The following is a 19322-nucleotide window of genomic DNA, read 5'->3' as shown; positions in this document are numbered from 1 at the left end:
CCGCTCAGGCCGCGGGCGGCGCTCCGGCGTCCGGCCGCGGCGGCGTCTGCGGTCCGGCCCCGGGCTGCGGCGTGGCCGGCGGGACCGGTGCGGCCGGCGGGACCGGCGGCCAGCCCGGCGCGGTGCCCGGCGGGTGCGGCCAGGCGGGCGCGCCGGCCGGCTCCTCGGGCATCAGGAACCACATGATCGGGTACGCGAGCGCGGCGAGCCCGCCGGTGAGCACCGTGGCGGTCGCGAAGACCACCCGGATCAGCGTGGGGTCGGCGGCGAAGTAGCGGCCGAGGCCGCTCGCCACACCGGCGATCATGCGGTCGCTGACCGGCCGGCGGAGCTGCTTGTACGGGGCCTGGGAGGGGTTCGGGAAGGTCATGGGTCAACGGTCCCGCGGGCTGCGGCGGCCGACCTCGGTGACCGCCCGGACACTTACCCTGACCCATCCCTGAGGCGCCAGCCAAGAGTCAGGAATCTGACTCTTTTCGATCTCGGTAACCCGGTCCGGGGAGAATTTGCTCCCGTGACCACCTCGCTGGAGCCGCTCCGCAGGATCGCGGCATACGCAGTTTGTGCTGATTCAAACGGCCGAGTGTTGCTGGTCCGCGCATCGGAGCGCTCCGGCACCCCCGGCACCTGGTCGCTCCCCGGAGGAGCGGTCGACCACGGTGAGGACCCCAAACACACGGTCGTACGGGAGACCGCGGCCGAGACCGGGCTCTCGGTGGCGGTCGCCGGCCTCCAGGACGTGCTCGCCGACATGCGGGCGCTGCCCGAGCGGCGCATCACGATCCACACCGACCGGCTGCTCTACACCGTGTCGGTCCGCGGCGGGACGCTCACCGAGCGGGTCGACCGCCCGACCGACCTGGCCCGCTGGTTCACCCTCGACGAGGCCCGGGAGCTGCCGCTGCGGTCGTTCACCGCGCGTGCCCTGGGCCTGCCCACCTCCACCGACGACATCGTGCCGGAGGAGGTGCCCGAGTTCCCCTCGTTCTACGCCGTCCCCGGCCCGGACGGGCTGCACCGGGCGCAGCGCTTCGCCGCGTACGCGGTGGTGACCGACCCGGAGGAGCGCGTGCTGCTGACCCGGGTCTCCGACGGCTACCCGGGCGCCGGCTGCTGGCACCTGCCCGGCGGCGGCACCGACTACGGCGAGCAGCCGGGCGCGGCGCTGATCCGGGAGCTGGTCGAGGAGACCGGCCAGACCGGCCGCCTCGTCGAGTTGCTGGGGGTGGCCAGCCACCGGGACGCCGCCTCGCTCGGCCCGGAGGGCTACCCGATCGACTGGCACGGCGTACGCGCCTTCTACCGGGTGGTGGTCGACCAGCCCGCGCCGCCCACCGTGGCCGACATCGGCGGCTCCACCTGCGAGGCCCGCTGGTTCCGTCGCGAGGAACTCGGCGCCCTCCCCACCGACCGCCTCACCGAGGTGACAGCCGAAGCAGTCCAGGCCGCCCACCTCCTCTAACCCCACCCCGGCGCCCCGCCCCCGTGCGCCCCACCCCGGCGCCCACCCCGGCGATCATGAAGTTGACGGCGCGAAATGTCCGCCTCGGTACCGCTAACCTCATGATCGACGGAGTGGGGCGCGGGGAGTGCGCGGGGGCGCGCGGGCGGGGGAGGGTGCTGCGGGACTCCGAGGGGCGGGTGTTGCTGGCGCGTGGCTCGGCGAAGTGCCCGTACCCGGGGGTGTGGCAGTTGCCCGGTGGCAGCGTCGAGCACGCGGAGCACCCGGCCGACACCGTGGTCCGCGAGTTCGCCGAGGAGACCGGCCTGACCGTCGTGCCCGGCGCGATCCGGGCCGCGGTGGCCGACGTGGCCGCGTTCGCCGACCTGGGGGTCGCGCTGCACACCGACCGGCTGATCTTCGACGTGGAGGCGCGCGGCGGGCGGCTGCGACCCGAACCGGCCGGCGGCAGCGACGAGGTGGCGTGGTGCACGCCCGAAGAGGCGGCGGCCCGGCCGCTGATGCCGTTCACCGCCGAGCTGCTCGGCCTGCCGGTGACCCCGCTGCCGGCCGATCTGCCCCGGGCTCTACCCGCCGAGCCGACCGGACCGGCAGTCGACCGCCGGCAGCGCTTCGCCGCGTACGGGCTGGTCACCGACCCTGCCGACCGGGTGCTGCTCACCATGATCGCCGACGGCTATCCGGGCGCGGGCCGCTGGCACCTGCCCGGGGGCGGCACCGACCACGGCGAGCAGCCCGCCGCCGGGCTGCTGCGTGAGCTGGTCGAGGAGGCCGGGCAGCTGGGTCGGGTGGTCGACCTGATCGCCGTGGACAACCTGCACAACCCGGCCGCGCTCGGCCCGGAGGGCCGCCCGCTGGACTGGCACGGCGTCCGGGTGATCTACCGGGTACGCGTGGACGCGCCGACCGACGCGGTGGTGACCGAGCTGGCCGGCGGCTCGACCGCGCGGGCCGCCTGGTTCGCCCCGGAGCAGGTCACCGGTCTGTCGATGACCGACGTGGCGGCCCGGGCCACCGGGCAGCGGGTGACCTGAATCGCTCGCCGAGCCGCCCTGGGTGGCCTCCGGTACAGTCGGAAGTACGGCTGACCGACAAAAACGGGCGTTGAGGCCCGAGATGGGAATGAGTGGGCGGTTCGCGCGGTTAAGGGAGATATAAGTACCGCCGGCAGCTATCGCCAAGCCCCAGTCCCCTGTGCAATGGTGTACTCCGCAAAAGGGCTGCCGGACCCGAAAGGTCCGGCACGAGACAGCCGGACACCCGCCCCGCAGTGGGCGGCCAGCCGATCCGGTGATGGAGGAAACGTGCCGAGAGCCCCATGGCGCCGGCGTCGTACGACTGACAGTCCGCGCCCCGCAGGGCGTCGCTGGGCGGGCAGGTTGCGCCGCAGCAGTACGTTCGCCCGCCAGGTGCTGCTGGTCCGGGTGGGCCGCCGGGACGGCGCGACCGTCTCGGGGACCGACCTGGTCACCCCCGACCACCGTTACGCCGACCGCCAGCGCCTCCGCTACGGCCGGCTCGACACCGACATCGAGGCGGTACGCCCGATCAGCCCGGCACTCGCCCCGGCCGCCCCGGTCGACGACGAGTCCCCGGCGATGTCGATCCCGCTCCTGCCGGGTGAGCGCACCGCCGCCCGCCGGGCCAAGTTCGCGCTCGTCAACGCGTGCACGCTGAGCAGCCTCATGCTCGGCATGCTGGCCATCTTCCTGGCCATGCGCGGTGACGTGCAGATCGCCGCGATCTGCCTGATCGCGTGCGTCGCGTTCGACGGCCTCGACGGCGCGCTGGCCCGCAAGCTCGGTGTGGCCAGCCCGTTCGGCGCGCAGATGGACTCGCTCGCCGACATGTGCTCGTTCGGCCTCGCCGCGCCGGTCGTGGTCTACGCCTCGCTCGCCGGTTCGGCGCCCCCGGCGGCCGCCGCGGTGTCCTGCGCGCTCGTCGCCGCCTGCGCGGCGGTCCGGCTCGCCCGCTTCAACGTCTCGCCGAAGGACGGCCGCTTCTTCTGCGGCGTGCCGACCACCATGGCGGCAGCGGTGCTCGCACTGACCGTGGCCATCGGCGTGCCGGTTCCCGGCCTGGTCATGGTGGCCGGCGTCGCGCTGCTCGCCTTCGCCATGGTGTCCAGCTTCCCGTACGCGAAGCTCGCCCGGCTGCTGAAGCTGCCGCCGTGGCTCTGGCTGGCCCCGGTGGTCGGCGCGCTCGTCGACATCCGGCTCACGTTCGCCCTCGTGGTGGTGGGCTACCTGGTCAGCGGGCCGCTGCTCTGGCTGCACCAGCGCCGTACCGCCTGATCCGAGAACGACAGAAGGGGCGCCGCGAGAGCGGCGCCCCTTCTTCGTGTCCGGCGCCGTCAGCGCCAGCGGGCGATCACCGTCGCGCCGCCGGCCACCTTGTCGCCCGGACCGACCAGCGGGTCCGCGGCGTCGGCCGGCAGGTAGACGTCGGTACGCGAGCCGAACCGGATCAGGCCGAAGCGCTCGCCCCGGGCCAGCAGCGACCCGACGGGCGCCCGCTGCACGATGCGGCGGGCGATCAGCCCGGTGCGCTGCGCCACCACCACCGTGCCGTGGTCGGTGTCCAGCACCGTGTACGCCGCCACATTGTGCTCGGCGTCCGGCTTCATCGCGTTGACGAACCCGCCGTCGGCGACGAAGTAGTCGACCACCTTGCCGGCCACCGGGGCGCGGTTGACGTGCACGTCCAGCACCGACAGGAAGACCGCGATCCGCAGCCACTCGCCGTCACCGAAGCGCTCGTCCTGCAGGCGCTGCACGGACAGCACCTGACCGTCCGCCGAGGCGACCACTGCCGACGGGTCCTCCGGCACGTCCCGCTCCGGGTCGCGGAAGAACGCGGCCACCGGTGCGGCGGCCAGCGCCGGCAGCAGCCACAGCTTCGACTTCGGTCGCGCGGCCCGGGCCAGGGCGGCCAGGCCGAGCGTGATGCCCGCGGCGGCAACCCCGTTCGAGTCGATGTGCATGCCCCGGGTCAGCGGCACACTCGACGGCCGGTACGCCGGGGACAGCGAGGCCGCGAGCGCGACCGGCGCCGGGGTGAACCGCAGGTGGTGCACGCGTACCGGCGGGGTGTTGCGCAGCACCAGGTCGGTGCGCACGCCGTGCAGCACGCCCTGCCGGTCCAGCTCGCCGTCGGCGCCCTCGGTGCGGAACAGCGGCGCGGCGACGCTCAGCACCGCGCCCTCGGCGAGGTACTTCGCCAGCCCGTCGACAGCGGCGCGGGCGTCGTCCGCGGTGCCGGTGAACGGCTCGGCGACGACCACCACCGCGGCGGCGTCCGCCTCGGCGAGGGTGTCGACCACGCGTACCCGGTCGGCGACCCAGCGGCCCTGCGCGGTGACGTGTTCGCGCAGCGCGGCCGCGGCGGCGCCCTCCGCCGGCACCACGGTGAGCCGGTCGCCGGGGAGCAGCGCCTCGATCGCGGCGGCCAGCACCGCGGACTCCGGGGTCGCGCCGACCAGCAGGCCGGCCTTCGGGTCGTTACGCCGGGCGAACTCGCTGACGAGCGTGCGGGCGGCGCGCTCGCCGATGCGGACCGCACCGGAGGGACCGGTGACGCGCACGGCGGGGGACTGGGTCATGTCGGACGGGCTCCTGACGAGATAGCGAACGGACGCCGGCGGCTCCGGCGACCCGACCGGCGGCTCCGGCGTGTCGGGGGCGTGGGCCGGCCGGCGGAGGCGAGATCTCCGCCGACCAGCATAGGCCGCGTCCGAAGGGCGCCGCAGTGGCGCGGTCAGGCCGGATCCCCCGGCGTACGGCGTTGCGGAGCCGCCTCGTCGGCCGGTGGATCGAGCGGCGGCAGTTCGCGGGTGGCCGGCTCCGCGGAGTCCGTGGTGGCCTCGGTGCCCCATTCGTCGGCGGCGTCGGGCCTCTCCGCGCCGGCCGCCGTGTCCACGCCACCGGCTGTCTCCACGCCACCGGGCGTCTCCGCGCCGGCGGCGGGGGAGCCGTACGGCGCCGAGACAGTGACCTCCGGCGCGGATTCCGGCGCGGGCTGCTCCGGTGCGCGGCCCGAGCGCAGCGCGCCGATCAGTCCGAGCAGCCCGATCAGCACCAGCCCGCCGGCCAGGAACCAGCCGACCGGGGGTACGGAGAGGCCGAGGATCCGGGCCAGCAGCCACCAGACGGACAGGCCGAGGAAGACGAGTCCGAAAGCGAACGACACGATGTCGGTACGGTGTGCCTTCACCGGGTCACCTCCAGCTTGCCGGCGTTCACGTGGACGTAGAGGCGCAGCTTGCCGCCACCGGGACCGTCGGCGCCCGCGTCGGTGGTCTCCCACTGACGGCCGCCGAGCCCGCCGCTGCGCCGGCCGAAGACCGTGGCGTCGCCGGCGTTCACGTCGGCCACAGTGGTCACGTCGACGTTCGGCGGTACGACCACTGTCGCGTTGCCGAGGTTCACGTCGACGGTCACCTGGACGTCCTGCTTGTCGAAGTCGATCCCGCGCAGGTCGAGCGTCGCGTCACCGAGGTTGTTCTCGTACCGGTCGGCCAGGTCGCGCAGGTCGGTCGGCGCCCAGGTGACGTTGCCGTCGATGCCGCGTACCCGGTCGTAGGACTCGGCGACCGTGGCGATGCCGAGCGCCGCCGCTGTCACCAGGCCCAGGGCGATCAGCCAGCGCGCCCGGCCGAACCAGGTGCCGACGAGCAGACCGAGGCCGATGGTGGCGAGCACCGCGGCGAAGTAGCCGGCGGCGCCGACCGGGAAGACGTCGAGCAGGTCGAGCATGGCCACCACGCCGAGCGCCAGGAAGATCAGCGAGAACGTGATCGCGCCGAGCGGTGAGCGCTCCTTGGGTCGCTTCGGCGGTCGCGGCGGCCGCACCGGTGGCGGGACGGGCTGCGATCCGGCGTAGGGGCCGTGCGGGGCGAACGGCGGCCGGTAGCCGCCGGGCGGCAGCGGTGCGCCCACCGGCGCGGGCGGCGGCACGGCGGCCGGCTCGTCCAGCCGGGTGCCCGCGTCCCGCGCGCCCGGCCAGGCCGGGTTCGTGCCGTAGGCCGGCCAGGTGGCGGTGTCAGCGACCGGACCGGTCACCTGCTGCATCGCGACCGTCGCCGGCTCGGACGGGCCCGGCCGGGTGCCGGCCGCGGCGGGCCAGCCCGGCGCCGGGAGCGTCGGGTAGCCGGTGGCGGGCCCGGGACGGCCCGGCTCGCGCTCCGCGTCGGACGTCGCCGGGTGCCCCGGCTCGGGCTGCGGGTAGCCCGGCTCGGACGCGGAGGCCGGCGGGTAGCCCGGCTCGACCGACGGCGCCGGTGGGTAGCCGGGCTCGACCGACGGCGCTGGTGGGTAGCCGGGCTCGGACGCGGACGCCGGTGGGTAGCCGGGCTCGGAGGCGGGCGCCGGGGGATGGCCCGGCTCGGGCCGGCCGGGCGGCGGGTAGCCGGGCCGGCCGCCGGACGGCGCCGTCCCGGGGTGGCCCGGTCCGGCGGGAGTACCGGTCCACTGTGCCGCGGGGGGAGCCGTGGCCCACGTACCCGGCACCGGGGCGGGCGGTGCGGGCCAGGCCACCGGTGGCACCGGACCCGGCGGGGGACCGTGCGGCGGCGCAGGCTGGGCCGGCCGCTGCGCCGGGCCGCGCTGCTCGCGGTTGAGCAGGAGCGCGCCGCCGATCAGGATCACCGCGCCGAGCAGGATCGCCCGGAACCCGTCGGTGACGACGTAGGCGAAGCCGAGCGCCACCACGATGCCGAGCACGATCACCGTGATCGGGGACATGCTGGACCGGCCCCGGCCGAGCATGGCCTCCACCGGCGAGGCGGTGTCGCCCTCGCCGGGGATGATCAGCCAGCCGGCGACGTACACGATGATCCCGATGCCGCCGAAGAAGCCGAGCACGGCCAGCAGCACGCGCCACAGCACCGGGTCGGTGTTCGTGGCCCGGCCGATGGCGGCGCACACCCCGGCCAGGTAGCGGCCCTCGCGGGGGCGTACCAGGCCGTACCGGGTGGTGAAGCCGGCGGCGCCGGGCGGTGGGGCGTACCCACCGGGTGGCGGACCGGCGAACGGCGTGCCGCCGGGCGGCGGGGTGGCCTGGTCGGTGGCGGGCGCCGGTCCCGGCGGGGGCGGCGGCGGGGTGTCCTGTGCTGCCGCCCAGGGGCGGGGCGGACGGGCAGCGTCCTCGTTCATGCCTTCGATACTGCTGCCCCGGCCGCCCGAGCAGCCTCCGGACCCGACCCTGACCCCACCCTGAGATCCGCCGCCGGTGAAACTCCGGGGCGTCCCCGTGGTCCGGGGTGTCGCCGCCGTGTGACGATCGGAGCGTCGGCGCCGCCGGCGCGTCCGCCTCGACCTGGGAGCCTCCGATCAGCAGCACCCCCGCCCCGCACGCCCCGCGCCTCTACCGGGCCACCGACCACCGGCTGGCCGCCGGGGTGGCCGCGGGCATCGCCGAGCACCTGGGCATCCCGGTGCTGCGGGTACGCGTGGCGTTCATGGTGCTGCTCGGGCTGAGCGGGCTCGGGCTGCTGCTCTACGCCGCCTTCTGGGCGGTGGTCCCGCCCCGCCCCGGCGACACCGCCGTCCCGCCCCGCCGCGACCTCGCCCAGCTGCTGCCGTTCGTGGTGATCGGGCTCGGCGTGCTGCTGCTCCAGGTGGTCGCGTTCAACTCGGTGGGCGCGGCCGGCACGGCCGGCTGGCTGGTGGCGATCATCGCGGTCGGCGCGGGCGTCATCTGGCACCAGTCCGCCCCGGAGCGCCGCCGGCAGTGGGGCGACTCGGCGGTGCCCTGGCTCGGCGCGGTGGTGGAGGAGAGCGACAGGCGCGCGTTCGTGCTGCGCTTCATCGGCGGCGGCGTGCTCGTCGCGGTCGGCATCATCGGCGTGGCGGCCGTCTACTCGCCGGCGCAGAACTTCGACGCGGTGCTCAACGGCGTGATCTTCGCACTGGTCGGGCTGGCCGGCGTGGGTGTGGTCACCGGCCCGGTGCTCTGGCGCACCTGGAACCAGCTCCGCTCCGAGCGGGAGGGCCGCATCCGGGAGCAGGAGCGCGCCGAACTGGCCGCGATGGTGCACGACCAGGTGCTGCACACGCTGGCCCTGATCCAGCGCAACGCCACCGACGTCAAGACGGTGCAGCGGCTGGCCCGCGGCCAGGAGCGCTCGCTGCGCAACTGGCTCTACAAGCCGGCCGCCTCGCCCACCGAGCGCTTCGCGGCCGCCCTGGAGCAGGCCGCCGCCGAGGTGGAGGACACGTTCGCCATCACGGTCGAGGTGGTGGTGGTCGGCGACCGGGAGACCGACGAGCGGGTGGGCGCGATCGTGGCCGCCGCCCGGGAGGCCCTGGTCAACGCCGCCCGGCACGCCGGTGTGCAGACCGTGTCGCTGTACGCCGAGGTGGAGCCGGAGCAGGTGAGCGTGTTCGTCCGGGACCGGGGCAAGGGCTTCGACCCGGATACGGTGGAGAATCACCGGCACGGCGTCCGGGGCTCGATCATCGGACGGATGAAGCGGCACGGCGGCCGGGCGGAGATCCGGTCCGAGCCGGGGGAAGGGACCGAGGTCCGGCTGATCCTGCCGATCAGCGGCTCCGGCTCCACGGCGGAAAGGGACAAGTGACATGTCCGAGCAGGAACCGGTCGAGGGTACGGCGCCGCGCGGGCCGCTGCGGGTGTTCCTCGTCGACGACCACGCGATGTTCCGGGCCGGCGTCCGTGCCGAGCTGGGGGCGCGGGTGGAGGTCGTCGGCGAGGCCAGCTCGGTGGCCGAGGCGGTGACCCGGATCGCGGCCACCGCGCCGGACGTGGTGCTGCTCGACGTGCACATGCCCGACGGCGGCGGTCGCGCCGTGCTGGAGGCGATGCGGCGCACCCACCCGCAGGTGCGGTTCCTGGCACTGAGCGTCTCCGACGCCGCCGAGGACGTGATCGGCCTGATCCGCGCCGGCGCGCGGGGGTACGTCACGAAGACGATCTCGCCGGAGGAGCTGACCGACGCGATCCGGCGGGTGGCCGACGGCGACGCGGTGTTCAGCCCACGGCTGGCCGGGTTCGTGCTCGACGCGTTCGCCTCCCGGCCGGACGCGCCGGTGGCCGACCCCGAGCTGGACCAGCTCACCAACCGCGAGCGCGAGGTGCTGCGGCTGCTCGCCCGGGGGTACGCGTACAAGGAGATCGCCAAGGAGCTGTACATCTCGATCAAGACGGTCGAGACGCACGTCTCCAACGTGTTGCGCAAGCTCCAGATGTCGAACCGGTACGAGCTGTCCCGCTGGGCCGCCGACCGCCGGCTGGTCTAGGACTGCACGCCGATCCCCGGGGGCGGGGCCTCGGCGGCCTCGTACCCCAGGGGCCCCGCTGGTGCCCGCTCAGTCGGCATGGCATCATCCGGACGGACAAAAAACGCCGCAGTCGTGCGCCCGTGAGAGACGCCGAGGTCGGCGCGGTGAACGTCACAGCCCTGCGCGTCGCAGGGACGTCTGTCGACCCCTCTGTGCCCGTCTTGCCTGTTCAGGGCCCTATCGTCCGCGCGCTTTGTGATCTTTTCTCAAGTATCGGCAACGTGGCGACCAACTAACGGCTTGATAACGGCACCTTCACGGAAAGGGCCGGTTGGTGTCACAGTGGCAGCACCTCACCCCCCGGTGTGAGGCATCTCGTCGGGCCTGCCGACCACGTGACGCCGTCTTTCGCGCCGCCGCGTGGTCGCCGACCCTGCGCGGTGTCTCGTCCAGGGTGTGGCGCCCGGCGGATCGGTACCCCTGGGGTGTCCCGAATTCCTCTGCGGTAAACCGGCGTCCTGCGGTTCGGGTCGCCGGTGGTGTCACCCCCAAAGACGTGCGTGAAACTCACGACGGAACCAGGTTAGAAAGAGGAGGCCCCTCGGAATGAGAGTCTCGAAGCGGGCGAGCGGCGCGCTCGCGGTGGGCGCGGCATTCGCGCTCGTCGCGTCCGGCTGCTCCAGCGGGAACAACGACGGTGGCGACGCCGGCGCCAGCAAGGACGGCGCGATCGTCATCGACGGCACCCAGCCGGAGAACCCCCTGGTTCCGGCGAACACCACCGAGACCGGTGGCGGCAAGATCATCGACTGGGTGTGGAGCGGCCTGGTCGAGTACCCCAACAACGGTGGGGCGCCGCAGAACCTGCTCGCCGAGTCGATCGACACGAGCGACTCGAAGGTCTTCAAGATCAAGATCAAGCAGAACACCAAGTTCCACGACGGCACCACCGTCAAGGCCGAGAGCTTCGTCAAGGCCTGGAACTGGGCTGCGTACGGCCCGAACGGCGCGCAGAACGCCTCGTTCTTCTCCGACATCCAGGGCTTCGACGAGGTCTACACCGAGGACCCGGACGGCCCGGAGGGCCCGAAGAAGGCCCCGGAGCCGAAGGCCAAGGAGATGTCCGGCCTGAAGGTCGTCGACGACTGGAACTTCGAGGTCACGCTCTCCGCGCCGACCGCCGTGTTCCCGACCAAGCTGGGCTACAGCGCCTTCATGCCGCTGCCGGACGCGTTCTTCTCGTCCACCCCGGCCGACTTCGGCAAGAAGCCGATCGGTAACGGCCCGGTGAGCCTCGTCTCCTGGCAGGACGACGTCGAGATCAAGCTGACCCGCTTCGACGACTACAGCCTGCGCGACAAGATGAAGATCAAGGACGTCACCGTCAAGATCTACCAGGACGACACGGCGGCGTACAACGACCTGCTCGCCGGCAACCTGGACTTCCAGCAGCAGGTTCCGGTCTCCGCGCTGGCCGGCGAGAAGTGGAAGACCGACCTGGCCGACCGCGCCATGGCGTCGACCACCCCGTCGACCGGCATCATCGCCTTCCCGATCTACGACAAGCGCTTCCAGAACCCGAAGCTGCGCAAGGCGATCTCGCTGTCCATCGACCGGCAGTCGATCACCGACAAGATCTTCTTCGGTAACCGCAAGCCGGCCGACAGCTGGGCCAACCCGCTGACCCCGGGCGCCGAGCCGGGCAACTGCACCGCCTGCAAGTTCGACGTGGCCCAGGCCAAGCAGCTCCTCCAGGAGGCCGGTGGCTTCCAGGGCAAGCTGACCCTGTCGTACAACGCGGACGCCAGCCACAAGGAGTGGATGGAGGCCGTCGCGCAGCAGATCAAGACCAACCTGGGCATCGACGCGGTCGCCGTCGGCGTGCCGACCTTCGCGGTCTTCCGCGCCAACATCAACGCCTACAAGATGACCGGTGCCTACCGGGCCGGTTGGCAGCAGGACTACCCGGACGTCGAGAACTGGATCAACCCGCTCTACGTCACCGGTGGTTCCTCGAACGACGGCAAGTACAGCAACCCGCAGGTGGACGCCCTCGCCAAGGAGGCCTCCGCGGCCCCCAGCCTCGAGGAGGCCCACAAGAAGTTCGCTGAGGCCGTCAAGCTGATCGACCAGGACGTCCCCTCCATGCCGATCTACTTCGGTGGCCAGCAGTCCGGCCACTCGGAGAAGATCAAGAAGCTGGAGCTGTCCAACGTCGGTGAGCTCGACATCACCTCGGTCGAGCTCTGATCCGAACGGTCTGACCCCGGGTCGGGCTCGCCTACCGGTGAGCCCGACCCGGGGCCGTTCCGCGAGGGGGTGTACAACGAACCCCTCGCACGTTGTCGCCGCCGCGCCGGCTCACCCGGCGCTCCCTGTCTGGAGGACCACCCCATGGGCCGTTATCTCTTGAGACGGCTGCTGCAACTCGTACCGGTCTTCATCGGTACGACGTTCCTGATCTACTGGCTCGTCTGGTCCGTGCCCGGTGACCCCTTCGCCGGCAAGTGCGGCGACCGCGGTTGCCCCCCGAACTACCGGGCCATGATGACCGAGAAGTACAACCTCGACGAGTCGATCTGGGTGCAGTACGCGAGCTACATGAAGAACCTCGTGCAGGGGGACTTCGGTATCACGTTCGGCGGTCGCGAGATCAGCGACATCATCGCCACGTCGTACCCGAACACCCTGAAGCTGGCGGTGGTAGCCCTCGCCATCGAGGCCGTGATCGGCCTCAGCGCGGGCATCCTCACCGGTCTCCGGCGCAACGGCTTCCTGGACAACCTGGTCCTGGTCTCCACCCTCTTCCTGATCGCCCTGCCCGTCTTCGTCATCGGCTTCGTGCTGCAGTGGCTGCTCGGTGTGAAGTGGGGCATCATCAACCCGACCGTGTCCAACGAGATGCGGTTCAGCGAGCTGATCGTGCCGGGCTTCGTGCTCGGAAGCGTGTCGATGGCGTACGTGGCGCGGGTCGCGCGGACGAGCATCGCCGAGAACCGGCGTGCCGACTACGTCCGCACCGCGATCGCCAAGGGCCTGCCGATGCGCCGCGTGGTCGGCGTGCACCTGCTGCGCAACTCGCTCATCCCGGTGGTCACCCTGCTCGGCACCGACCTCGGTGCCCTGATGGGTGGCGCGATCGTGACCGAGGGCATCTTCGGCATCAACGGCATCGGCCGCCAGGTGCTCCGCTCGATCGTCACGAAGGAGAGCGCTACCGTTGTCGGCATCGTGGTGGTGCTGGTGCTCGTCTATCTCATCATGAACCTGGTGGTCGACCTGCTCTACGCCGCCCTCGACCCGAGGATCCGCTATGAGTGACCGCCGCAGCGTACGAATCGTCCCAGCAGTCTGCGCGGGTAACCACGCCCGCGCCGAGCGCAGCGAGGTGCGGGCATGAGTGACCCGAGTTCCGCGTCGATCGTGACGACGCCGCCCGCGACCATGCCCACCGAGGCCGGGTCGGGCGCGCCCACAAACGCCGGCCTGCCGGAGAACGCCAAGCAGCAGAAGCCTCGCGGCCTGCTCGGCGACGCCTGGATCGACCTGCGTCGCAAGCCGCTGTTCTGGATCTCGGCGACCTTCATCCTGGTGTTCATCCTGATGGCCGCCTTCCCGTCTCTGTTCACCTCCGGCGACGCGGTCAACGGCACGCTGGAGCGCAGCCGGGTCGAGCCGTCCTCCTCCGCCTGGTTCGGCTACGACGTGCAGGGCCGCGACGTCTACGCCCGGGTCATCTACGGCGCCCGCGCCTCGATCGTGGTCGCGGTGGTCTCCACCCTCCTGACGCTGTTCGTCGGCGGCGCGATGGGCATCATCGCCGGCTACCGCGGCGGCTGGGTGGACGCGCTGCTCTCCCGCATCGCGGACATCTTCTTCGGCCTGCCGTTCGTGCTCGGCTCGATCGTCATCCTGACCACGTTCAACGGGTCCGGCACCGACAACGGCGAGTGGACGATCATGGGCCTGGTCATCCTGTCCCTGAGCGTGCTGAGCTGGCCGGTCGTGATGCGGCTGATGCGCTCCTCGGTGCTGGCCACCAAGGAGGCCGACTACATCGTCGCGGCCCGCGCGCTCGGGGCCGGCACCGGCCGGATCATCCTCAAGCACCTGCTGCCGAACTGCCTGGCACCGCTGCTGGTCTACGGCACGATCCTGGTGGGCTCGTTCATCGGCGCGGAGGCCACGCTCTCGTTCCTCGGCATCGGCCTGAAGAACCCGGTGGTCTCCTGGGGCATCATGATCAGCGAGGCGCAGAACTACATCCGGGTCTCGCCGTTCCTGCTGTTCTTCCCCGCCGCGTTCCTCGTCACCGCAGTGCTGAGCTTCGTCATGCTCGGCGAGGCGGTCCGCGAGGCCCTCGACCCGAAGCTCCGATAGGGGAACTGAGTTGTCCGACATTCTCGTGTCCGAGCAGTCCTCGCCGGGCGCCGACGGATCCGGCCGCCCCTCGGGCCGCCTGCTCGAGGTCGACGACCTGCGGGTGGAGTTCCGCACCCGGGACGGCGTCGCCAAGGTCATCAACGGAGTCACGTACCACGTCGACGCGGGGGAGACCCTCGCCGTGCTCGGCGAGTCCGGCTCCGGCAAGAGCGTCACCGCGCAGACCATCATGGGCATCCTGGACACCCCGCCCGGCTTCGTCACCGGCGGCAAGGTCCGCTTCCACGGCAAGGACATGCTCACCATGTCCCCCGAGCAGCGGCGGCGGATCCGGGGCGAGGGCATCGCCATGATCTTCCAGGACTCGCTCTCGGCCCTCAACCCGGTTTTCACGGTCGGCTTCCAGATCGCCGAGCAGTTCCGCATCCGGCGCGGCATGAGCCGCTCGGACGCCAAGAAGCGCGCGATCGAGATGCTCGACCAGGTGAAGATCCCCAATGCCAAGGGCCGGTTCAGCAACTACCCGCACCAGTTCTCCGGCGGTATGCGGCAGCGCGCCATGATCGCCATGTCGCTGGCGCTGGACCCCGAGGTGCTGATCGCCGACGAGCCGACCACCGCGCTCGACGTCACCGTGCAGGCCCAGATCATGGACCTGCTCGGCGAGCTGCAGCGGGAACGGCAGATGGGCATGATCCTGATCACCCACGACCTCGGCGTGGTCGCCGACGTCGCGGACCGGATCGCGGTCATGTACGCCGGCCGGATCGTCGAGGAAGCCGACGTCTACGACCTGTACCGCAAGCCGGCACACCCGTACACGCTCGGCCTGCTCAACTCGATCCCGCGGATGGACGAGAAGGGGCAGGAGCTCCGCACCATCAAGGGCCTCCCGCCGAACCTGATGAACATCCCGACGGGCTGCGCGTTCAACCCGCGCTGCCCGATGGCGCAGCCGGTGTGCCGGGAGAAGGTCCCGCCGCTGCTGCAACTGGGCAACGGCCGGGCCAGCGCCTGCCACTTCGCCGAGGAACTGGTGAACCGTGACTGAGAACATCATCGAGGTTCGTGACCTGGTCAAGCACTACCCCGTGACCCGTGGTGTGGTGTTCAAGAAGACCATCGGCCACGTCAAGGCGGTCGACGGCGTCTCGTTCGAGCTGAAGGCCGGCGAGACGCTGGGCGTGGTCGGCGAGTCCGGCTGCGGCAAGTCGACGCTGGCCCGGGTGCTGATGAACCTGGAGAAGCCGACCGCAGGTCAGGTGCTCTACAAGGGCCAGGACATCTCCAAGCTCTCCGGTGGCGCGCTGCGGCGGCTGCGCCGGCAGATCCAGCTGGTGATGCAGGATCCGTACACCTCGCTGAACCCCCGGATGACTGTGGGTGACCTGATCGGCGAGCCGTTCGAGATCCACCCCGAGGTGGCTCCGCGCGGCAGCCGGCGCGGCAAGGTCAAGGAGTTGCTCGACCTGGTCGGCCTCAACCCGGAGCACATCAACCGGTACCCGCACCAGTTCTCCGGCGGTCAGCGGCAGCGCATCGGCATCGCCCGGGCGCTGGCGCTGCGGCCCGAGGTGATCGTCTGCGACGAGCCGGTGTCGGCCCTGGACGTCTCGATCCAGGCCCAGGTGATGAACCTGCTGGAGAAGCTCCAGGCCGAGTTCGGGCTGTCGTACGTCTTCATCGCCCACGACCTGTCCGTGGTGCGGCACCTCTCCGACCGGGTCGCCGTGATGTACCTGGGCAAGATGGTGGAGGTCGGCACCGAGGACGAGATCTACGAGCGGCCGACCCACCCGTACACCCAGGCGCTGCTGTCGGCGGTGCCGGTGCCGGACCCGACCGTGCGCGAGAGCAAGGCGATCATCCGGCTCCAGGGCGACGTCCCCTCGCCGGTCAGCCCGCCCTCGGGCTGCCGGTTCCGCACCCGGTGCTGGAAGGCGCAGGACGTCTGCGCCCAGGAGGTGCCGCTGCTCCAGATCCGGCCGGGCTCGGACCACCCGAGCGCCTGCCACTTCGCGGAGAAGCGGGAGATCGTCGTCACCCACGAGGTGGCCTGATCCAACCGGACCGCCTGCCGGTGTCGTTACGACACCGGCAGGCGGTTCGTCGTCTCCGTGGGCGTCACCGCGTCCGCGCGGACGTCACAGCGGGCCACGGCCGGCGCGCAGCAGCAGGAGCGCGAGCTGGGTGCCGTCCGCGCCGAGCTCGGACCGGAACCGCTCCAGGATCTCCCGCTCGCGGGAGAGCACCAGCCGGGTTCCGCCGGACGCCATCCGGGTCGCGCCGACCTCCTGGGAGAGCGCGGCCCGCTCCTGCCAGAGCGCGATGAGGGTGCTGTCGATCTCGTCGATCCGCCGCCGGATCTCGCCGATCCGCTCCGCCGCCGCCGCGTCGTCGGTGCCGGTCCGGGCCGACGCGGCCCCGGTCGGGTCGCCGCCGGCCGGCCGGCCGTGCCGCGCCAGGCTGCCGCTGGACTCCACCACGTCAGTCATCATCGTCGTCCCTCTCGGGGCTCGGGCCCGGTACCCGGATCCCGGAACGAAAACGCCCCGGGCTCTGGGGAGCCCGGGGCGTTTCGTAGGTCTGTGATCAGGCGCGACCCACGGCTGCCGGACTCCCGGTGCCGTAGTAAAAGGAGAAGCGCTGATCGAACACGTCGTCGAGTATGCCGACCACCCGGGCGGGCGCGCAAGAAGACGCACCAACAGGTGAGACGTGACGGCGTGCGCCGGGCGGCGGCGCGGGCGGGGAAGTGTCCGCCCGGCGGCATAGACTCGGGCTGCGATGCATCCTCTCTTCGACATTCCCACATCCCCGTCCGCGCCGGAGTCCCCGCCCGCGCCGGAGTCCCGGCCGGCCCCGCCGCGCCGCCCCGGGGGCGCCGGGTCGGATCCGGCCGCCCTCCTCGACGGCCTCAACGGCCCCCAACGGGACGCGGTGACCCACGCCGGCTCCCCGCTGCTGATCGTGGCCGGCGCCGGCTCCGGCAAGACCCGGGTGCTGACCAACCGGATCGCCTACCTGCTCGCCGCCCGCGACGTGCACCCCGGCGAGATCATCGCGATCACCTTCACCAACAAGGCCGCCGGCGAGATGAAGGAGCGGGTGGCCGCGCTGGTCGGCCCGCGCGCCCGGCTCATGTGGGTCTCCACGTTCCACTCCGCCTGCGTACGCATCCTGCGGGCCGAGCACGAGCACGCCGGCCTGAAGTCGACGTTCTCGATCTACGACGCGGACGACTCGCGCCGGTTGATGCAGATGGTCGCCCGCGAGCTGGACCTGGACCCGAAGCGCTACCCGGCCCGGGGCCTGGCGGCCCAGGTGTCGAACCTGAAGAACGAGCTGGTCGACCCGGAGGAGTTCGCCGGCCGGGCCAAGGGGCCGAACGAGCGGGCGCTGGCCGAGGCGTACACGCTCTACCAGCGGCGGCTGCGCGAGGCGCACGCGCTGGACTTCGACGACCTGATCATGACGACGGTGCACCTGCTCCAGTCGCACCCGCATGTCGCGGAGAGCTACCGGCGGCGGTTCCGGCACGTGCTGGTGGACGAGTACCAGGACACCAACCACGCCCAGTACGTGCTGATCAAGGAGCTGGTCTCCGGCACCGAGGGGATCCCGCCGGCCGAGCTGTGCGTGGTCGGTGACGCCGATCAGTCGATCTACGCGTTCCGCGGCGCCACCATCCGCAACATCCTGGAGTTCGAGCGGGACTTCACCGACGCCCGCACGATCCTGCTGGAGCAGAACTACCGCTCCACCCAGACCATCCTCAACGCGGCGAACGCGGTGATCGACCGCAACACCTCCCGCAAGCCGAAGCGGCTGTGGAGCGACGCCGGGTCCGGCGAGCAGATCGTCGGGTACGTCGCGGACACCGAGCACGCCGAGGCCGACTGGGTGGCCCGGGAGATCGACCGGCTGGTCGACGACGGCGAGACCCGCCCGGGCGACGTGGCGGTGTTCTACCGCACCAACGCCATGTCCCGCGTGTTCGAGGAGGTGTTCATCCGGGTCGGCCTGCCCTACAAGGTGGTCGGCGGGGTGCGCTTCTACGAACGCAAGGAGGTCCGCGACGCGCTCGCGTATCTGCGCGCGGTGGTTAACGACGACGACACGGTGAGCCTGCGCCGGGTTCTCAACACCCCGCGCCGGGGCATCGGCGAGCGGGCCGAGGCGTGCGTGGAGGCGCTGAGTGCCCGGGACCGCATCTCCTTCGGCGCCGCGCTGCGCCGGGCCAAGGACGCGCCGGGCATCTCGACCCGCGCGGCGAACGGCATCGCCGAGTTCGTCGCGCTGCTCGACGCGGCACGGGAGCTGGCCGACACCGGCACCCCGGAGGAGGTGCTGGAGGCGGTGCTGACCCGCTCCGGATACCTGGCCGAGCTGGAGGAGAGCCTCGACCCGCAGGACGCCGGCCGGGTGGACAACCTCCAGGAACTGGTGAGCGTCGCCCGGGAGTACACCGAGCGGATCGAGGCGCTCGGCGCCGACGACGAGCGGGCCACGCTGGCCGGTTTCCTGGAGCAGGTGGCGCTGGTCGCCGACGCCGACCAGATCCCGTCCGACGACCCGGACCACCAAGGCGTGGTCACGCTGATGACGCTGCACACCGCCAAGGGCCTGGAGTTCCCGGTGGTCTTCCTGACCGGCCTGGAGGACGGTGTCTTCCCGCACCTGCGCTCGCTCGGCGACACCCGCGAGCTGGAGGAGGAGCGGCGGCTGGCGTACGTGGGCATCACCCGGGCCCGCCAGCGCCTCTACCTGTCCCGTGCGGTGACCCGGTCCGCCTGGGGCGCGCCCGCCTACAACCCGCCGTCGCGGTTCCTGGAGGAGCTGCCGCCGGAGCTGGTCCGCTGGGAGCGCACCGAGGGGTCGTACACCTCGTGGGGTGGCGGTGGTGGCGGCGTCGGCGGCCGGGCGGACCGCGTGGGCCGCGGCGGCTTCGCCGGCGGCACGCCCAAGGCGACCGAGCTGGCGAAGCGGCTGGGCGTGGACGCCAGCCGCCTGGCCACCGCGAGCGAGCTGAAGCAGGCCCCGAAGGTCTCGGTGGGCGACCGGGTCAACCACCAGCGGTACGGCCTGGGCCGGGTGCTGGCGGTGGAGGGTGCCGGGCCGGGTGCCCGGGCGCAGATCGACTTCGGCGACCAGACCATGTGGCTGGTGCTGCGGCACGCCCCGATCGACAAGCTCTGAGCGTCGGGCGGTCCTGACCGCCCGCACTCAACCCCGGA

Annotated in this window: 16 protein-coding genes; 11 read left to right on the top strand and 5 right to left on the bottom strand. The window is 72.2% G+C overall.

Features of this window, described 5'->3' with window-relative positions:
• Positions 1 to 4: 4 nt before the first annotated feature.
• On the bottom strand, positions 5 to 370 hold the full coding sequence (locus ACN27D_RS09430) for a PspC domain-containing protein (protein WP_121682926.1): 366 nt from the start codon (positions 368 to 370) through the stop codon (positions 5 to 7).
• A gap of 144 nt (positions 371 to 514) precedes the next feature.
• Between ACN27D_RS09430 and ACN27D_RS09425 the strand changes: the two genes are divergently transcribed.
• From ACN27D_RS09425 to ACN27D_RS09415, 3 genes are all read left to right on the top strand, one after another.
• Positions 515 to 1462: an NUDIX hydrolase gene (locus tag ACN27D_RS09425; protein WP_120573154.1), complete on the top strand. Its 948-nt coding sequence runs from the start codon at positions 515 to 517 to the stop codon at positions 1460 to 1462.
• A 101-nt stretch (positions 1463 to 1563) separates the two neighbouring features.
• Positions 1564 to 2496 (top strand): NUDIX hydrolase, encoded by a 933-nt coding sequence (locus ACN27D_RS09420; protein WP_421498929.1) that lies wholly within the window; start codon positions 1564 to 1566, stop codon positions 2494 to 2496.
• Positions 2497 to 2841: 345 nt separating this feature from the next.
• Positions 2842 to 3756, top strand: a complete 915-nt coding sequence (locus ACN27D_RS09415) for a CDP-alcohol phosphatidyltransferase family protein (protein WP_120573156.1) — start codon at positions 2842 to 2844, stop codon at positions 3754 to 3756.
• A gap of 59 nt (positions 3757 to 3815) precedes the next feature.
• Here the strand turns inward: ACN27D_RS09415 and ACN27D_RS09410 are convergent, their stop codons facing one another.
• The 3 genes from ACN27D_RS09410 to ACN27D_RS09400 form a co-directional block, all read right to left on the bottom strand.
• Positions 3816 to 5063, bottom strand: coding sequence for a phosphatidylserine decarboxylase (locus ACN27D_RS09410; RefSeq protein WP_421498928.1), 1248 nt, complete (start codon positions 5061 to 5063; stop codon positions 3816 to 3818).
• Between the two features lie 155 nt (positions 5064 to 5218).
• Entirely contained in the window at positions 5219 to 5674 is a 456-nt protein-coding gene (locus ACN27D_RS09405) for a hypothetical protein (protein WP_421498927.1), read from the bottom strand.
• On the bottom strand, positions 5671 to 7614 hold the full coding sequence (locus ACN27D_RS09400; protein WP_421498926.1) for a PspC domain-containing protein: 1944 nt from the start codon (positions 7612 to 7614) through the stop codon (positions 5671 to 5673). Before ACN27D_RS09400 ends, ACN27D_RS09405 begins: the two co-directional genes overlap by 4 nt.
• 176 nt (positions 7615 to 7790) lie before the next feature.
• On the opposite strand from ACN27D_RS09400, the gene ACN27D_RS09395 reads away from it, so the two are divergent.
• The 7 genes from ACN27D_RS09395 (at position 7791) to ACN27D_RS09365 (ending at position 16145) form a co-directional block, all read left to right on the top strand.
• Positions 7791 to 9041, top strand: a complete 1251-nt coding sequence (locus tag ACN27D_RS09395) for an ATP-binding protein (protein ID WP_252449663.1) — start codon at positions 7791 to 7793, stop codon at positions 9039 to 9041.
• A gap of 1 nt (position 9042) precedes the next feature.
• On the top strand, positions 9043 to 9720 hold the full coding sequence (locus tag ACN27D_RS09390) for a response regulator (RefSeq protein ID WP_030501521.1): 678 nt from the start codon (positions 9043 to 9045) through the stop codon (positions 9718 to 9720).
• Between the two features lie 588 nt (positions 9721 to 10308).
• The gene (locus tag ACN27D_RS09385; protein WP_421498925.1) at positions 10309 to 11952 is read left to right on the top strand and encodes a peptide ABC transporter substrate-binding protein; all 1644 of its coding nucleotides are present in this window, start codon (positions 10309 to 10311) and stop codon (positions 11950 to 11952) included.
• Positions 11953 to 12096: 144 nt separating this feature from the next.
• Entirely contained in the window at positions 12097 to 13023 is a 927-nt protein-coding gene (locus ACN27D_RS09380) for an ABC transporter permease (protein ID WP_318335658.1), read from the top strand.
• A 75-nt stretch (positions 13024 to 13098) separates the two neighbouring features.
• Positions 13099 to 14082 (top strand): ABC transporter permease, encoded by a 984-nt coding sequence (locus ACN27D_RS09375; RefSeq protein ID WP_318335657.1) that lies wholly within the window; start codon positions 13099 to 13101, stop codon positions 14080 to 14082.
• Between the two features lie 25 nt (positions 14083 to 14107).
• Positions 14108 to 15136 carry an ABC transporter ATP-binding protein gene (locus tag ACN27D_RS09370; RefSeq protein ID WP_363800265.1) on the top strand — a complete coding sequence of 343 codons (1029 nt, stop codon included), beginning with the start codon at positions 14108 to 14110 and terminating at the stop codon, positions 15134 to 15136.
• Positions 15129 to 16145, top strand: a complete 1017-nt coding sequence (locus tag ACN27D_RS09365) for an ABC transporter ATP-binding protein (protein WP_421498924.1) — start codon at positions 15129 to 15131, stop codon at positions 16143 to 16145. The genes ACN27D_RS09370 and ACN27D_RS09365 overlap by 8 nt, the downstream gene beginning before the upstream one ends.
• 84 nt (positions 16146 to 16229) lie before the next feature.
• On the opposite strand, the gene ACN27D_RS09360 is transcribed toward ACN27D_RS09365, so the two are convergent.
• A complete protein-coding gene (locus ACN27D_RS09360) occupies positions 16230 to 16583 on the bottom strand; it encodes a chorismate mutase (protein ID WP_421498923.1) in 354 nt (117 codons plus the stop codon).
• A 289-nt stretch (positions 16584 to 16872) separates the two neighbouring features.
• On the opposite strand from ACN27D_RS09360, the gene pcrA reads away from it, so the two are divergent.
• Complete coding sequence (gene pcrA, locus ACN27D_RS09355) at positions 16873 to 19284, top strand: DNA helicase PcrA (RefSeq protein WP_318335654.1); 2412 nt, start codon at positions 16873 to 16875, stop codon at positions 19282 to 19284.
• Positions 19285 to 19322 lie beyond the last annotated feature (38 nt).

It is taken from the genome of Micromonospora sp. WMMD1274 (assembly GCF_049179035.1).
In the GTDB taxonomy this organism is placed as follows: domain Bacteria; phylum Actinomycetota; class Actinomycetes; order Mycobacteriales; family Micromonosporaceae; genus Micromonospora; species Micromonospora tulbaghiae.
The sequence above is the reverse complement of the archived record's forward strand: the minus strand, read 5'-3'. Positions and strand labels throughout refer to the sequence as shown.

Coding starts and splice junctions, on each gene's coding strand:
- pcrA (WP_318335654.1), top strand. CDS start 16,873: ATGCATCCTCTCTTCGACATTCCCACATCCCCGTCCGCGCCGGAGTCC.
- ACN27D_RS09400 (WP_421498926.1), bottom strand. CDS start 7,614: ATGAACGAGGACGCTGCCCGTCCGCCCCGCCCCTGGGCGGCAGCACAG.
- ACN27D_RS09360 (WP_421498923.1), bottom strand. CDS start 16,583: ATGATGACTGACGTGGTGGAGTCCAGCGGCAGCCTGGCGCGGCACGGC.
- ACN27D_RS09380 (WP_318335658.1), top strand. CDS start 12,097: ATGGGCCGTTATCTCTTGAGACGGCTGCTGCAACTCGTACCGGTCTTC.
- ACN27D_RS09390 (WP_030501521.1), top strand. CDS start 9,043: ATGTCCGAGCAGGAACCGGTCGAGGGTACGGCGCCGCGCGGGCCGCTG.
- ACN27D_RS09385 (WP_421498925.1), top strand. CDS start 10,309: ATGAGAGTCTCGAAGCGGGCGAGCGGCGCGCTCGCGGTGGGCGCGGCA.
- ACN27D_RS09410 (WP_421498928.1), bottom strand. CDS start 5,063: ATGACCCAGTCCCCCGCCGTGCGCGTCACCGGTCCCTCCGGTGCGGTC.
- ACN27D_RS09430 (WP_121682926.1), bottom strand. CDS start 370: ATGACCTTCCCGAACCCCTCCCAGGCCCCGTACAAGCAGCTCCGCCGG.
- ACN27D_RS09375 (WP_318335657.1), top strand. CDS start 13,099: ATGAGTGACCCGAGTTCCGCGTCGATCGTGACGACGCCGCCCGCGACC.
- ACN27D_RS09420 (WP_421498929.1), top strand. CDS start 1,564: ATGATCGACGGAGTGGGGCGCGGGGAGTGCGCGGGGGCGCGCGGGCGG.